The following is a 13810-nucleotide window of genomic DNA, read 5'->3' on the forward strand; positions in this document are numbered from 1 at the left end:
GGCAAAGACGGCCGGGATCGCGCTATCGGGCCGGCCATGATCAAGCATGCCCTGAACGTCACGCGCGACGGCGATTTCGCGCAATGGTACCAGACCGTCATCACCGAGGCCGACATGGCCGAGGAGAGCGGCGTCCGCGGCTGCATGGTCATCCGGCCATGGGGCTATGGTATCTGGGAACGCATCCAGCGCCTGCTCGACGATCGCATCAAGGCGACCGGCCACGAGAATTGCTATTTCCCGATCTTCATTCCCCTCTCCTATTTCGAGAAGGAAGCCGAGCATGTCGACGGCTTCGCCAAGGAGATGGCGGTCGTCACCCATCACCGGCTGATCCACAAGGACGGCCGGATGGTTCCCGACCCGGCTGCCAAGCTGGAAGAGCCGCTGGTCGTGCGCCCCACGTCGGAGACAGTGATCGGCGCCGCGTTCAGCCGCTGGGTCCAGTCGTGGCGCGACCTGCCGGTGCTGATCAACCAATGGGCGAATGTCGTCCGCTGGGAGATGCGCACCCGCATGTTCCTGCGCACCGCCGAGTTCCTGTGGCAGGAGGGCCATACCGCGCACGCGACCGTCGAGGAGGCGCGCGACGAGACGCTGAAGATGCTCGAAGTCTATCGCAGCTTCGCCGAGGAGTGCGTCGCGATGCCGGTGATCGCCGGCGAAAAGCCCGAGAATGAGCGCTTCCCCGGCGCGGTCGAGACCTGGTCGATCGAGGCGATGATGCAGGACGGCAAGGCGCTGCAGGCCGGCACCAGCCATTTCCTGGGCACCACCTTCTCGAGCGCGCAGGACATCAAGTTCCAGAATGCGTCGGGCGAGCAGGAGCTGGCGCAGACCACCAGCTGGGGCATGTCGACGCGCATGATCGGCGGGCTGATCATGACGCATGGCGATGACGACGGCCTGCGCGTACCGCCCCGCGTCGCGCCGTGGCAGGTGGTGATCGTGCCGATGCTGCGCGACAATGACGATGACGCCGCGCTGATCGACTATTGCAAGACGCTCCAGCAGGAGCTGGCACAGCAGTCGGCATTCGGCGAGCCGGTGCGCGCGCTGCTCGATCTCAAGTCGGTCAAGGCGGTGACCAAGCGCTGGGGCTGGATCAAGAAGGGTGCGCCGATCGTGGTCGAGGTCGGCGGTCGCGACATGGCGGGCGGCAACGTCTCCGTCATTCGCCGCGACCGGCTGTACCGCGAGGACGGCAAGCTCGACAGCGCGATCGTCGCGCGCGGCGATTTCCTGGGCGAGGCAACCGCCACGCTGAAAAGCATCCAGGAGACGCTGTTCGAACAGGCCCGAGCCCGGACCGAGGCAAATATCCGTCGCGACGTGACCGAGTTCGCCGAGCTGGAACGCTTCTTCGCCGAGGGCGGCAAGTTCCCCGGCTGGCTCGAGGTCAGCTGGGCCAAGCCGAGCGGTGCGGAGCTGGACAAGGTGGTCGAGCGGCTGAAGGCACTGAAGCTGACCTTCCGCAACGTGCCGGCACATGCGGCGCCGGCGGAAGGGACGTGCATCTTCACCGGCGCACCTGCGGTGGAGCGGATCCTGGTCGCCAAGGCCTATTGAGCGCTGCCGCGATGCGCACGCTGTTCGTCACCCAGCTCTATCAGGAACCGCTGGGTGACGCGGACCTGATCGATGAGCTGGAGGCGTCGTGCCTGCAGCTGGCGCAGGACGATGGCGCGGGAAAGCGCTGGTGCCGTGAGCATGGCTATCGCGGCTATACCAGCTACGCCTCGCTCAACGACCTGCCGATCCGCGATCCGGCCTTTGCCGATCTCAAGCGGTTGCTCGACAAGCATGTGGCGCGCTTCGCCGAGGCCTGCGCCTTCGATCTCGGCGGTCGCAAGCTCAAGCTGGACAGCCTGTGGGTCAATGTCCTCGACGGCAAGGGCGGACACAGCGGACATCTCCATCCGCACAGCGTGGTCTCCGGCACGCTCTATGTCGCGCTGCCGGCCGGATCGCGCGGACTGAAATTGGAGGATCCGCGGCTGCCAATGATGATGGCGGCGCCGACGCGGCGCGAGGACGCGCCCGAGCCGCTGCAAAGCTTCGTCGAGATCGCGCCCGAGCCGGGCACCGTGCTGCTTTGGGAAAGCTGGCTGCGCCATGAAGTCCCGCCGGGCAGCGGCACGGGCAAGCGGATCAGCATCAGCTTCAACTATCGCTGGTAAGCGCACTTGCGTTGCCCCGCGGGCGCTGATCTAACCGGGCCGAAGGGGCTGGCCTGATGCGATATGAAGGTGAACGTAGCGGCTTTTCGTCGGGATCCGCGATCCTCGGCATCGCCATCCTGTTCCTGATCCTGGTGGGCGGTGCGGGCATCTATTTCTGGCAGCAGTCGCAGGTGGCGCAGCGCGCCACGCCCGAGGCAGTTACCGGCGAGATGCTGGGCGACCCGACCTTCGGTCGGATGTTCCGCGAGCTGCGCAAGACCCATCCGCAGGACTTTGCCGAGCTGGTGGCGAAGATGTCCGAGCTGCGCAGGCTGGGTACGCCCGAGCCGGAGGTCCTGGCACAGGGCCGTGCGATGATGGCAAGCAAGTCCAACGCGATGACCAAGACCCTGCCCCAGGCGCCGGCCAAGGAACTTGCCGCCTATCGCGAGGGGCAGATCGCCGTTATCGAATCGCTGCAGCGCACGGACATCAACCTGTGCGCGCGTTTCACCATGAGCGGGCTGACCATCGATCAGGTCAGTGATCCGGCGACCCGCCCGCTGCTGATCGATGCGGCGATCACCGTGTTCGAGGCTTCCGCCGCCGCCCGCGATCGGCCCGCCAATCGAAAATTGACCGGACAGCTGCGCGAAGCGGACTCGCTTGCGCTGGCCCAGGCGCTGCGCAAGCAGGGCATGAGCGATGCCGATCTCGAAACCTTCGCCTCAGGAGCGCTGGCGAGAGCGCCTGCGGCGCAGCAATGTGCCGTCGGCCTGCATCTGTGGCGGGGCATCAGCACGCTGGAAGCCGAGCAGGCGGGACGCATCACCGCGCAGATCCTGGCATTGATCTGACCCGCGCAATTGTATGCCGGGCGCGGCTCCCCTAGCGGGGGCGCGTGACTACCGACCGAATCCTGACCGGCGTGGGGCTGCGCCTGTTCGCGATCTTCTGCCTCGCCTCGATGGCGGCGATCATCAAGCTGGCCGAAGCGCGCGGGGCGGCGCTGGCCGAGATCATCTTCTTTCGTCAGCTGGTCGCGGTACCGGTGGTCGTCGCGTGGCTGGCGGCGGGCCCGGGGCTTGGCACGATCCGTACCCAGCGATTCGGTTCGCATGTCAGCCGGACGCTGGTCGGGCTGGTCGGGATGATCTTCAATTTCGGCGCGATCGTTCTCCTGCCGCTGGCCGAGGCGACGACACTGCAATTCACCGTCCCGATCTTTGCGACGATCCTGGGCGCCGTGATCCTGCGCGAAGGCGTGGGGCTGCATCGCTGGGCGGCGGTGTTGACCGGATTTGCCGGGGTGCTGATCGTCGCCCAGCCGGGCGGCGGCCATTTTCCGCTTCAGGGAACGGCGGTCGGCCTGACCGCAGCCTTCCTGGTCGCGCTGATCGCGATCCAGCTGCGCGCGCTGGGCCGCACGGAGCCCTCCGGCACGACGGTCTTCTGGTTCTCGCTGCTCTCGGTGCCGATTGCCGGCATTCCCTATGTGCTATTCGCCCAAGCGCATGATGCGGTCACCTGGAGCCTGCTGATCGCCTTGGGCGTCGTCGGCGGTATCGGGCAGCTGGCGCTGACCGCATCACTGCGCTTCGCGCCTGTCTCCGCTGTGGTGCCGATGGATTATTCCAGCCTGATCTGGGCGACGCTCTATGGCTGGCTGCTCTTCTCGGTCCTGCCGACCTCGGCCACGTGGATCGGTGCGCCGATCATCATCGCCAGCGGTCTGTACATCGTCTGGCGCGAGCATCGCCGGCATCAGCAGAAGGCGGCCGAGCCCGCGCTCTAGGGGTCGCGGCGGAAGACGAGGATCAGATTGTTCGCCGGCATCGGCTCGGTCCGCTTCAGCGTCAGCCGATGCTCGGCCGCAATCCGCGCCACATCCTCGACATGGCGCAGGCCCCATTCCGGGTTTCGCGCCTTGAGCGACAGGTCGAACTCCTCGTTCGACGCGGCGGTCGGCACGCCGTGCTGGCGATAGGGGCCGTACAGGATCAGCGGCGCGCCGGGATCCAGCAACTGCCCCGCCCCCGCCATCAGCCCCAGCGTCGCAGCCCAGGGACTGATATGCACCATGTTGATGCACAGCATCGCATCGACCCGCCCGACCGGCCAGTCGTCCGCGGAAGCGTCCAGCCCGACCGGAGGCAGGACATTGGCGATGTCGGCGCACCAGTCGGCGATCGACACCAGCGATTCCAGGTCGGGATCGGTCGGCTGCCACACGAGCCGCGGAAAGCGCTGGGCGAAGAAGGCGCAATGCTGGCCGGTGCCGCTGGCAACCTCGAGGATCCGACCGGCCCCGGGCAATTCCTCCGCCAGAATCGCGGCGATCGGCTCGCGATTGCGGTCGGTGGCGGGAGCGTGACGCCTCATGCCGCGCGCGCCGTCTCGAGCAGCCGCTTCGCGCGGATATACATTTCCAGCCGCTGGGCGCTGATCAGCCCCAGCGCGAAGGCAATCATCACGTCGGTGACGGTCATCACGTCCAGATGCCAGGTCGCATTGCCCAATGCGATGATCTCCCGCGCGGCGTAGCGAATCAGGATCATCGCCAGCAGGAACAGCATCGCCCAGACCGACGCCTTCTGGCTGATCTCATGCGTCTTCGGATCGACGAGGATCTGCATCATCCGCCCGCGCTGCCACCCGGCAAGCGCGCCGATCGCGAGGGCGCCCAGGCACCACAGGATGGTCAGCCCTTGGGGCGGGAAGCGCCAGTAGAGAAAGCCGGTGATGAGCGCGAAGATCGCCGGCACGATCCACAATTGCTCGACCTTCAACGGCCGGTGACGGCTCATCCGTCGTACGCGCAGCGTGATGACCAGCGCGATCACCACGAAGAAGATCGCGTAGCTGATCCAGCCCGCCTGCATCGACTGAGTATCCATCGCGCGCTTGTTCCGCAGCGGATGCGACTTGGCAAGCGCCGCGCGCGACGGCACATGCGTCACGGGGCATCGGCAGGATCAGGCGCGGGAGGGACGAATGAAGGTCGAACAGGACAGCCCGGGCGTCGGCTTCCCACCGCCCCTCGCCTTTGCCGGCACTCTGATTGCGGGACTTGCCATGGGCGGGTGGGGCATTCCGCTGGGCAGCAAGCTGGAGCATCTGCTCGGCTGGCTGGCGCTGGTCGCCGGCGGATCGATCCTGCTGACCGCGATCGGGCTGTTCCGCCGGGCCGGCACCAATCCCCAGCCATGGAAATCGACCAGCCGGATCGTCACGACCGGCGTCTATCGCTGGACGCGCAACCCAATGTACCTGTCGATGGCGCTGATCTATCTCGGCATCGCGTTGCTCAATGACAGCGCGGTCTGCCTAGTCCTGCTGGTCCCGCTGCTGTTCGTGATCCAGCGCCAGGTGATCGAGCGCGAGGAAGCCTATCTGGAGGCTCGGTTCGGCCGGTCCTATCTCGACTATAAGGCAAGCGCGCGGCGCTGGTTCTGAGCGATGAGCAAGGCCATCTCCAAGGCATTGTCCTTCTGGCTGCGGCACGCGCCGGAGAAGGGAGGACTGACGCTCGACACCGCCGGTTGGGCGCCGGTCGGGTCCGTACTTGCCGCACTTCGCCGGGAGGGGCTGGACGACGATCGCGAAACGCTGGATCGTGTGATCGCGGAGAGTGACAAGCAGCGGTTCGAACTCTCACCCGACGGCAGCATGATCCGCGCGCGTCAGGGCCACTCGGTCGAGGTGGACCTCGACTGGCCGGTCGCCGAGCCGCCCGAGCATCTGTTCCACGGGACGGTCGAGCGGTTCCTGCCGCAGATCCTGTCCGAAGGGCTGAAGCCGATGGCGCGGCATCATGTCCATCTGTCGCCCGACCTCGAGACCGCGTCCCGGGTCGGCGCTCGGCGCGGCGACCCGATGATCCTGCGCATCGAGGCGGGGGCGATGGCGCGTGCGGGCCATGTCTTCCGCCTGTCGAGCAATGGGGTCTGGCTGGCGGATGGGGTGCCGCCGGAGTTCATCGAGCGTAGCTGACCCGCCCGACCGGCAGGAAACCCGGATCACGGACCGTGCGTTGGTCCGCGCATGACGGCCCTGACCACCCTGCCCATCGCCGGCCCGCTGTTGCGCGACGCCGCCCGCTCCGCCGGCGAGATGATGGCCAGTGCGCCGGGACTGAGCTTCGACTTTGCGAGCCCAGCGGGAGAAGCGGCGCTGGTGCCGCCGGACTCGGTGTCGTGGCGGATCTTCAAGAATCCGGTCTCGCTGTTCATCGGCGGCGTGACGGCCGTACTGCTCGAACTGGCCCAGCCCGGCGTTCGCGACGGGGTGTGGCAGCATTCGAACTTCCGCAGCGATGCGCTGACCCGGATCCGCCGAACCGGACTGGCCGCGATGGTCACCGTCTATGGCGCCCGCAGCCGCGCGGAGGCGATGATCGCGGGCGTCGTCCGCGCGCATGACCGCGTTCGCGGCACGACCAGCGAAGGGGTCTCCTACCATGCAAACGACCCGGTGCTGCTCGACTGGGTCCAGGCGACCGCATCCTATGGTTTCATTCAGGCCTATCACCGCTATGTCGCTCGCCTGAGCGCGGACGAGCGGAATGCGGCGCTGGCCGAGGGCGCGGTTGCCGCACGACTTTACGGGGCAACCGGCGCGCCGACGTCGGAGGCGGGGCTGACCGCGCTGTTCGCGCGGATGGACGGGGATCTCGTCCCCTCCCCCATCATCGGCGAGTTCCTGGCGATCATGGAGCGGCTTCCCGCGATGCCCGCCGCCCTGCGGCCGTTGCAACGCCGGCTGCTGCGCGCGTCGGTCAGCCTGCTGCCCGATCCGCTGATCGACCGGCTCGACCTCGCGCGCTGGCGACCGGGCCGGGCGAGCACCGCGATGCTGAAGCTGGCGGGGCGCGCCGCGGACCGGCTGGTCCTGCCCGACGCGCCCCCTGCCCTTGCCTGTCGCCGGCTGGGGCTGCCGGACGACTGGTTGTACCGCCGATAGGCCTTATTCGGCCGCTTCGGCGGGTGCCGGATCCTTCCAGGCGAGGACCGGCTTGCGCGCGGCAAGCGTTTCGTCAAGGCGGCGGCGCGGCGCGAAGTGCGGCGCGGTCTTCACCTCGGGATCGCCGTTCTTCGCGCGGGCCGCGACCGAGCGGAACGCGCCGATGAACTGATCGAGCGTTGCCTTGGACTCGGTCTCGGTCGGCTCGACCAGCATCGCGCCATGCACCACCAGCGGGAAGTACACCGTCATCGGGTGGAAGCCCTCGTCGATCAGCCCCTTGGCGATGTCGATCGTCGAGAAGCCCTCGGGCAGGCCCTTGTCGGAGAAGATCGCCTCGTGCATGCACGGGCCGCTCTTCGCGAAGGGCGCGTCGAGCACATCCTCCATCGCGCGCAGGATATAGTTGGCGTTCAGCACCGAATCCTCGGCGACCTGGCGCAGGCCGTCGGCGCCGTGGCTGAGAATATAGGTCAGCGCGCGGGTGAACATGCCCATCTGACCCTGGAAGGCGGTCATTCGGCCGAACGTGCCGGCATGATGCTCGTCGGCGGTCTCCTCCTCGACCAGCCGGAAGCCGTCGCCGGTCTTCTCGACGAAGGGCAGCGGCGCATAGGGCGCCAGTGCCGCCGACAGCACGACCGGGCCGGAGCCGGGGCCGCCGCCGCCATGCGGGGTCGAGAAGGTCTTGTGCAGGTTGATGTGCATCGCGTCGATGCCGAGATCGCCCGGGCGAACCCGACCGACGATCGCGTTGAAGTTGGCGCCGTCGCAATAGACATAGCCGCCCGCCGCGTGGACCGCGTCCGAGATCGCCTTCATGTCGCGCTCGAACAGGCCGCAGGTGTTGGGGTTGGTGATCATCACCCCGGCAATGTCCGGCCCCAGCCGCGCCTTCAGTGCCTCCAGGTCGACACGTCCCTCTTCGGTGGCCGGGATGTCCTCGACGCTGAAGCCGGCAAAGGCGGCGGTGGCGGGATTGGTACCGTGTGCGCTGGTCGGGACCAGCAGGATACGGCGGCCGTCCTCACCCTGTGCGTCGAGCGCGGCGCGGATCGCCAGAATGCCGCACAACTCGCCATGCGCGCCCGCCTTGGGGCTCATTGCCACGGCGTGCATGCCGGTCAGCGTCACCAGCCAGTGCGCCAGCTGATCGATGACCTCCAGCGCGCCCTGGACCGTGTCGACCGGCTGAAGCGGGTGGATGTCGGCAAAGCCGGGAAGCCGCGCCATCCGCTCGTTCAGACGCGGATTATGCTTCATCGTGCACGACCCCAGCGGGAACAGGCCCAGATCGATCGCATAATTCTGGCGGCTGAGGCGGGTGTAGTGACGCACCGTTTCGGGCTCGGACAGGCCAGGCAGGCCGATCGGCTTGCCGCGCTCCAGCCCGCCCAGGCGCGACTTGCCCGACGGCGCTTCGCCGAAATCGACGCCAGTGGTCTCGGCTGACCCGATTTCGAAGATCAGCGCTTCCTCGAGCATCAGCGCGCGGTTGCCGGTGAAGGTCGCGGTCGAGGTCTCGCCCGCCTGCGGCGTGGTGGGGCGCCAGCCCGACTGGTTGATCGTGCTCATGCCAGCACCTCCTCGAGCGCGGAGGCAAGCGTCTCGACGTCCTCCTCCGTGGTGGTTTCGGTGACCGCGACGATCAGCCCGTTCTGGAGCTCGGTCGCGGACGGATAGAGGCGGCCGAGCGAGACGCCGGCCAGGATGCCCTTGTCGGCCAGCGTGCGGACGACGGGGCGCGCTTCCTTCGACAGCTTCAGCGTGAATTCGTTGAAGAAGCGGTCGGTGACCAGCTCGACGCCCGGCACTTCGGCCAGGCGATCGGCGGCGGCGCTGGCGCCGACATGGTTGAGCTCGGCCAGCTGGCGCAGGCCCTTCTCGCCAAGCAGCGTCATGTGCACCGACATGGCGAGCGCGCACAGCACCGAGCTGGTGCAGATGTTCGACGTCGCCTTCTCGCGGCGGATATGCTGCTCGCGGGTGGACAGCGTCAGCACGAAGCCGCGCTTACCCTCGGCATCGACGGTTTCGCCGCACAAGCGACCCGGCATCTGGCGGACCAGCTTGTCCGAGCAGGCGAACAGGCCGACATAGGGGCCGCCGAACTGAAGGCCGACGCCCAGCGACTGGCCCTCGCCGACGACGATGTCGGCGCCCATCTCGCCCGGCGAGCGGATCGCGCCCAGGGCGACCGGCTCGGTCACGACCGCAACCAGCAGCGCTTTCTTCGCGTGGCACGCATCGGCCAGCGCGCTCATGTCCTCGATCCGGCCGAGAATGTCGGGATACTGGACGACGACGCACGAGGTGTCGTCGTCGATCGCGTTGATCAGGTCGAGCGTATCGGGCTCGGGGCTGAAGTTCGGCAGGCTGGTGACCAGTTGGTCGCCGGTGAAGCGCGCCATCGTCTTCGAGACCGAGACATAATGCGGGTGGAGCCCGCCCGAGAGGATCGCCTTGCCGCGGCGGGTGACGCGGCGGGCCATGGTGATCGCCTCCCAGCAGGCGGTCGAGCCGTCATACATTGACGCATTGGCGACGTCGCAGCCCAGCAGGCGCGCGACCTGGCTCTGGTACTCGAACATCATCTGCAGCGTGCCCTGAGCGATCTCGGGCTGATAGGGGGTGTAGGCGGTCAGGAACTCGCCGCGCTGGATCAGGTGATCGACCGAGGCCGGCACATGATGGCGATAGGCACCCGCCCCGAGGAAGAAAGGCGCGTCGCCCGCCGCCAGATTCTTGCGGGCAAGCGCGCTCATATGGCGCTCTACGGCAAGTTCGGATGCGTGGAGCGGCAGTCCGGACACTGGCCCGGTCAGGCGCGCGGACTCGGGCACGTCGACGAACAGGTCGTCGATCGATTGCGCGCCGATGACGCCGAGCATCTCCTGGCGATCGGTATCGGTAAGGGGCAGGTAGCGCATTCACTTCACTCCACCCCCTCCCGCATGCGGGAGGGGGCCGGGGGTGGGCGCCCGATCTCAACGGGCGGTATCGTGGAGGAAGGCGCGAGCCCACCCCCGGCCCCTCCCGCGCGCGGGAGGGGAGATAGGCATCACAACTTGCTGACGAACTCGCGATAGGCGGGTTCGTCCATCAGCTTCTCGACCTCGCTGGGGTCGCTCAGCGTCAGCTTGAAGAACCAGCCATCGCCTTCGGGATCCTCGTTCACCAGCTCGGGCGTGTCCGCGAGCGCGGGATTGCCCTCGATCACCGTGCCGGTGACGGGCGAATAGACGTCCGACGCTGCCTTGACCGATTCGACCACGGCGGCTTCGTCGCCCTTGGTCACGTCGCGGCCCGCATCGGGCACCTCGACGAACACGATGTCGCCGAGCTGGCTCTGGGCATAGTCACTGATGCCGACCGTGCCGGTGTCGCCATCGACTTCGACCCATTCGTGATCTTCGGTATAGTAGCGGCTCATGTCAGGCTCCCTTTCGGACATAGCGGTGGGGGACGAAGGGCATCGAGGTGACCTCCGCGTGATGGATCTTGCCGCGCTGCGCGAGCGTGACGCGGGTGCCCGGCGCGGCCAGCGCGGCGGGGACATAGGCCATGGCGATCGGCTTCTGCGCGGTGGGGGCGAAGCCGCCGCTCGTCACCTTGCCGATCTCGCTGCCCTCGTCGTCGACGACGGTGGCGCCTTCGCGGACCGGCTGGCGCCCCTCGACGATCAGGCCGACGCGCTTGAGGATCGCGCCCTGCTCGCGCTCGATCATGATGCGCTCATGCCCGGGAAAGCCGCCTTCCTCCCGCCGGCGCTTCGACAGCGCGAAGCCGAGATCGGCAGCGACCGGGGTGGTCTCCAGGTCGAGGTCATGGCCGTAGAGCGGCAGGCCGGCCTCGAGCCGCAGCGAATCGCGCGCGCCCAGGCCGATCGGCTTGACCTCGTCCTGTGCGACCAGCGCATCGGCGAACTCGGCCGCGACATCGCCGGGCAGCGAGATTTCGAACCCGTCCTCGCCGGTATAGCCCGAGCGGCTGACCCATAGCGGGTTGCCGTTCCACTCGAATGCGGCGGCGGTCATGAAGACCAGCTTCTCGACACCCGGCACGATGCGCGACAACGCGGTCACCGCCTCGGGGCCCTGCAGCGCCAGCAGCGCCTGATCCTCGAGATGATTGATCGTGACCTCGTCGGCGAGCCCCTCGCGCAGAACGCCCAGATCGTCCCATTTCGTCGCGCCGTTGACGACCATGTAGAGCGCCCCGCCCTCGATCTCGAACGCGTTGTCCGCAGGCAGTCGCGTGATCATCAGGTCGTCATGAATGCCGCCATTGTCGGCGAGCAGCAGCGAATAGCGCATCCGCCCCTCGCCCAGGCCGACGATGTCGCCGGGGAGCAGCGTCTCCAACCCGGCGTCGAAGCCCTGGCCGCTGAACAACAGCTGGCCCATATGGCTGACATCGAACAGCCCGGCATACTCGCGGGTCCACAGATGCTCGGCCATGATGCCTTCATACTGGACGGGCATCTCATAGCCGGCGAACGGCACCATGCGGCCGCCGCGGGCGCGGTGCCACTGGTCGAGCGGCAGCGTCTGAAGCGCGATCTCGCCTTCGCCGTCGTCGGGGCCGCTATCGGCGGTCTGATCCTGATTGTGCTGGCTCATTCAAGGCGCTCCGGAACTCGAGGGAAATCGACGGATCCGACCCACGCAGACCTCTGCGCCTTCGATTCCATCGCCCCCTCTGTCACGGGAACCTGAGAGCTTTCGCCCCTGCCGGAGACCGGCGCGGGCTTACCCCTTCGGTGGCCACCTCACCGAGGTGGCGCTTTCCAGAGTGTCCTGACGCGCGCGGTCCCTGATGCCTGAGAGATTCCGGGGCGGTTGCTCCTTCGGCGGAGGCAGTCGCCTGCCCCACTCTCCCTCGCGCGTCCGTCGCGGCGAACCGCTACAGACGGGCGCAGCCTTGGCCGCGCCCCTGAGTCGAGTCAACGACCTTCGTCGGTCGTTCGCCTCGGATCAGCGCGTGACGTTGTACTTCAGCTGATCTTCGGTCAGCTGGAAGCCGACCAGCGCCTCGAACGTGGCGGACTGGACCGATTGACGAATCGCCGGATCGGCCAGCGGATCCATCGCCGCGTCCTCCTGGCCCGCCTTGCGCTTGCGGGTCAGCCGCTCGCGCACATCGGCCGGAAGCGTCGCGGATGCCTTGGCAATCTGGGTGCTGCCGCTGCCCTTGGCGCTGGCGCGAAGCTGGCCGGCCTCGAAATGGACGGTCACCTGGGCGACGCGCTTCGCCACCACGGCCGATCCGCCGCGCACGACGGTGATGAAATAGGGAATGGTGATATCGCGCGGACCATCGGCACTGGCGCGACGCGCCAGTACATCGAAGGTGACGTTGGTTACGACCTGATCGGTCGCATAATCGCAGGTCGACTGGACGTTGGTCATCGTCGCGACCACATCGATCGCCTGCGCCTCACGGCTGGCGGGCGGATTGAAGGTCGTGATGTCGCCGGTACCTGCCGGAATCGCGACATGCGGACACGGCGAACGAAGCGAGGTGATGCCAACGCCGCCCACGGCATCGATCTCACCGGTACGGCTGCAGCCCGCGAGCAGGGCAATGGCGGCGAGGGGAAGGACGATCCTTGCAGGCGACACGGGCAACCTTTCAAAACAGTCGAGCCGGCGGCAATAGCGCCCCGGCCCGAAACGCGCGGCACCATAGGAAGCGCCTTCCGCCGGTGCAAGCAATCGCGTAGGGACGGGGCATGTCCGGAATAAGGCCGCCCCTGAACCTCCTCATCGCCGCCCCGCGCGGCTTCTGCGCCGGTGTCGATCGCGCCATCCGCATCGTCGAGCTGGCGATCGAGAAATATGGCGCGCCGGTTTATGTCCGGCACGAGATCGTCCATAACAAGTTCGTCGTCGACACGTTGAAGTCGAAGGGCGCGATCTTCGTCGACGAGCTCGACGAGGTACCCGACGACGCGCCCGTGGTCTTCTCCGCGCACGGCGTGCCCAAGGCAGTGCCGGCCAAGGCGGCCGAGCGCGGCCTGTCCTATCTCGACGCGACCTGCCCACTGGTGTCGAAGGTCCATCGCCAGGCGGAGCGGCTGGTCAATCAGGGCCGGCATATCCTGTTCATCGGCCATGCCGGCCATCCCGAGGTGATCGGCACCTTTGGCCAGGTGCCCGAAGGCGCGATGACCCTGATCGAAACGGTCGAGGATGCCGAGACGCTTGATCCGATCGACCCGTCGAATCTCGCTTTCCTGACGCAGACCACCCTGTCGGTGGACGATACCGCCGCGGTGCTCGAGGCCCTGAAGCGTCGCTTCCCGGAGATCCTGGCGCCCGGTCCCGACGACATCTGCTACGCGACCTCCAACCGGCAGGGCGCGGTCAAGGCAATCGCGCCGATGGTCGATCTGGTCCTGGTGATCGGCGCGCCCAATTCGTCCAACTCGCTGCGACTGGTCGAAGTCGCCAAGCGCGCCGGCACCCCGGCGAAGCTGGTCCAGCGCGCCGCCGACCTGGACTTCGCGTGGCTGGAGAACATCAAGTCGGTCGGGATCACCGCCGGCGCATCCGCCCCCGAATTGCTGGTCCGGGAACTGGTCGAGCGGATTGCCGAGCAATTCGAGATCAGCGAGCGCGAAGTCGAGACGGTCGAGGAAACGGTGGTCTTCAAGCTGCCACGCGGGCTCGAAGCGGCCTGAC

At 67.4% G+C, this 13810-nt stretch carries 15 protein-coding genes and 2 riboswitches; of the genes, 8 read left to right on the forward strand and 7 right to left on the reverse strand.

What is annotated here, in order from left to right; translation table 11 throughout:
- Window positions 1-36 precede the first annotated feature (36 nt).
- The 4 genes from proS to ACZ1H8_RS03030 are packed head-to-tail and all read left to right on the forward strand — an operon-like array spanning window position 37 to window position 3957.
- The gene (gene proS, locus ACZ1H8_RS03015; protein ID WP_465179930.1) at window positions 37-1569 is read left to right on the forward strand and encodes a proline--tRNA ligase; all 1533 of its coding nucleotides are present in this window, start codon (window positions 37-39) and stop codon (window positions 1567-1569) included.
- An 11-nt stretch (window positions 1570-1580) separates the two neighbouring features.
- Window positions 1581-2180 carry a TIGR02466 family protein gene (locus ACZ1H8_RS03020; RefSeq protein ID WP_465179931.1) on the forward strand — a complete coding sequence of 200 codons (600 nt, stop codon included), beginning with the start codon at window positions 1581-1583 and terminating at the stop codon, window positions 2178-2180.
- A gap of 56 nt (window positions 2181-2236) precedes the next feature.
- Window positions 2237-3019: a hypothetical protein gene (locus tag ACZ1H8_RS03025; protein ID WP_465179932.1), complete on the forward strand. Its 783-nt coding sequence runs from the start codon at window positions 2237-2239 to the stop codon at window positions 3017-3019.
- Between the two features lie 44 nt (window positions 3020-3063).
- Complete coding sequence (locus tag ACZ1H8_RS03030; RefSeq protein ID WP_465179933.1) at window positions 3064-3957, forward strand: DMT family transporter; 894 nt, start codon at window positions 3064-3066, stop codon at window positions 3955-3957.
- Here ACZ1H8_RS03030 and ACZ1H8_RS03035 read toward each other — a convergent pair.
- Together ACZ1H8_RS03035 and ACZ1H8_RS03040 are read right to left on the reverse strand one after the other, a co-directional pair.
- Window positions 3954-4544 (reverse strand): DUF938 domain-containing protein, encoded by a 591-nt coding sequence (locus tag ACZ1H8_RS03035; RefSeq protein WP_465179934.1) that lies wholly within the window; start codon window positions 4542-4544, stop codon window positions 3954-3956. The two genes, ACZ1H8_RS03030 and ACZ1H8_RS03035, sit on opposite strands and share 4 nt — an antisense overlap.
- Window positions 4541-5059, reverse strand: coding sequence for a CcdC protein domain-containing protein (locus ACZ1H8_RS03040; protein ID WP_465179935.1), 519 nt, complete (start codon window positions 5057-5059; stop codon window positions 4541-4543). The genes ACZ1H8_RS03035 and ACZ1H8_RS03040 overlap by 4 nt, the downstream gene beginning before the upstream one ends.
- A 97-nt stretch (window positions 5060-5156) precedes the next feature.
- On the opposite strand from ACZ1H8_RS03040, the gene ACZ1H8_RS03045 reads away from it, so the two are divergent.
- The 3 genes from ACZ1H8_RS03045 to ACZ1H8_RS03055 are packed head-to-tail and all read left to right on the forward strand — an operon-like array spanning window position 5157 to window position 7124.
- The gene (locus ACZ1H8_RS03045; RefSeq protein ID WP_465179936.1) at window positions 5157-5618 is read left to right on the forward strand and encodes a methyltransferase family protein; all 462 of its coding nucleotides are present in this window, start codon (window positions 5157-5159) and stop codon (window positions 5616-5618) included.
- A 3-nt stretch (window positions 5619-5621) separates the two neighbouring features.
- Entirely contained in the window at window positions 5622-6155 is a 534-nt protein-coding gene (locus ACZ1H8_RS03050) for an RNA 2'-phosphotransferase (RefSeq protein ID WP_465179937.1), read from the forward strand.
- Between the two features lie 51 nt (window positions 6156-6206).
- On the forward strand, window positions 6207-7124 hold the full coding sequence (locus ACZ1H8_RS03055) for an oxygenase MpaB family protein (RefSeq protein ID WP_465179938.1): 918 nt from the start codon (window positions 6207-6209) through the stop codon (window positions 7122-7124).
- Window positions 7125-7127: 3 nt separating this feature from the next.
- Here the strand turns inward: ACZ1H8_RS03055 and gcvPB are convergent, their stop codons facing one another.
- The 5 genes from gcvPB to ACZ1H8_RS03080 all read right to left on the reverse strand — a co-directional run bounded on the left by gcvPB (window position 7128) and on the right by ACZ1H8_RS03080 (window position 12748).
- Window positions 7128-8699, reverse strand: coding sequence for an aminomethyl-transferring glycine dehydrogenase subunit GcvPB (gcvPB, locus tag ACZ1H8_RS03060; RefSeq protein ID WP_465179939.1), 1572 nt, complete (start codon window positions 8697-8699; stop codon window positions 7128-7130).
- Window positions 8696-10054, reverse strand: a complete 1359-nt coding sequence (gcvPA, locus tag ACZ1H8_RS03065; protein ID WP_465179940.1) for an aminomethyl-transferring glycine dehydrogenase subunit GcvPA — start codon at window positions 10052-10054, stop codon at window positions 8696-8698. Before gcvPA ends, gcvPB begins: the two co-directional genes overlap by 4 nt.
- 131 nt (window positions 10055-10185) lie before the next feature.
- Window positions 10186-10557 (reverse strand): glycine cleavage system protein GcvH, encoded by a 372-nt coding sequence (gcvH, locus tag ACZ1H8_RS03070; protein ID WP_110148954.1) that lies wholly within the window; start codon window positions 10555-10557, stop codon window positions 10186-10188.
- A 1-nt stretch (window position 10558) separates the two neighbouring features.
- Complete coding sequence (gcvT, locus tag ACZ1H8_RS03075) at window positions 10559-11746, reverse strand: glycine cleavage system aminomethyltransferase GcvT (protein ID WP_465179941.1); 1188 nt, start codon at window positions 11744-11746, stop codon at window positions 10559-10561.
- 69 nt (window positions 11747-11815) lie between these two features.
- A riboswitch (glycine riboswitch) is annotated at window positions 11816-11923 on the reverse strand.
- Window positions 11924-12016: riboswitch (glycine riboswitch) on the reverse strand.
- An 84-nt stretch (window positions 12017-12100) separates the two neighbouring features.
- The gene (locus ACZ1H8_RS03080; protein WP_465179942.1) at window positions 12101-12748 is read right to left on the reverse strand and encodes a hypothetical protein; all 648 of its coding nucleotides are present in this window, start codon (window positions 12746-12748) and stop codon (window positions 12101-12103) included.
- A gap of 110 nt (window positions 12749-12858) precedes the next feature.
- On the opposite strand from ACZ1H8_RS03080, the gene ispH reads away from it, so the two are divergent.
- On the forward strand, window positions 12859-13809 hold the full coding sequence (ispH, locus tag ACZ1H8_RS03085) for a 4-hydroxy-3-methylbut-2-enyl diphosphate reductase (RefSeq protein ID WP_465179943.1): 951 nt from the start codon (window positions 12859-12861) through the stop codon (window positions 13807-13809).
- Window position 13810: the final 1 nt, after the last annotated feature.

The organism is Sphingomonas sp. BL-S-25, assembly GCF_055521555.1.

Bases quoted from the DNA above. Each gene is read 5' to 3' on its own strand.
- gcvT (WP_465179941.1), bottom strand. From the start codon at position 11,746: ATGAGCCAGCACAATCAGGATCAGACCGCCGATAGCGGCCCCGACGAC.
- ACZ1H8_RS03045 (WP_465179936.1), top strand. From the start codon at position 5,157: ATGAAGGTCGAACAGGACAGCCCGGGCGTCGGCTTCCCACCGCCCCTC.
- gcvPA (WP_465179940.1), bottom strand. From the start codon at position 10,054: ATGCGCTACCTGCCCCTTACCGATACCGATCGCCAGGAGATGCTCGGC.
- gcvPB (WP_465179939.1), bottom strand. From the start codon at position 8,699: ATGAGCACGATCAACCAGTCGGGCTGGCGCCCCACCACGCCGCAGGCG.
- ispH (WP_465179943.1), top strand. From the start codon at position 12,859: ATGTCCGGAATAAGGCCGCCCCTGAACCTCCTCATCGCCGCCCCGCGC.
- ACZ1H8_RS03050 (WP_465179937.1), top strand. From the start codon at position 5,622: ATGAGCAAGGCCATCTCCAAGGCATTGTCCTTCTGGCTGCGGCACGCG.
- ACZ1H8_RS03055 (WP_465179938.1), top strand. From the start codon at position 6,207: ATGACGGCCCTGACCACCCTGCCCATCGCCGGCCCGCTGTTGCGCGAC.
- ACZ1H8_RS03040 (WP_465179935.1), bottom strand. From the start codon at position 5,059: ATGGATACTCAGTCGATGCAGGCGGGCTGGATCAGCTACGCGATCTTC.
- proS (WP_465179930.1), top strand. From the start codon at position 37: ATGATCAAGCATGCCCTGAACGTCACGCGCGACGGCGATTTCGCGCAA.
- ACZ1H8_RS03035 (WP_465179934.1), bottom strand. From the start codon at position 4,544: ATGAGGCGTCACGCTCCCGCCACCGACCGCAATCGCGAGCCGATCGCC.
- ACZ1H8_RS03025 (WP_465179932.1), top strand. From the start codon at position 2,237: ATGCGATATGAAGGTGAACGTAGCGGCTTTTCGTCGGGATCCGCGATC.
- ACZ1H8_RS03020 (WP_465179931.1), top strand. From the start codon at position 1,581: ATGCGCACGCTGTTCGTCACCCAGCTCTATCAGGAACCGCTGGGTGAC.
- gcvH (WP_110148954.1), bottom strand. From the start codon at position 10,557: ATGAGCCGCTACTATACCGAAGATCACGAATGGGTCGAAGTCGATGGC.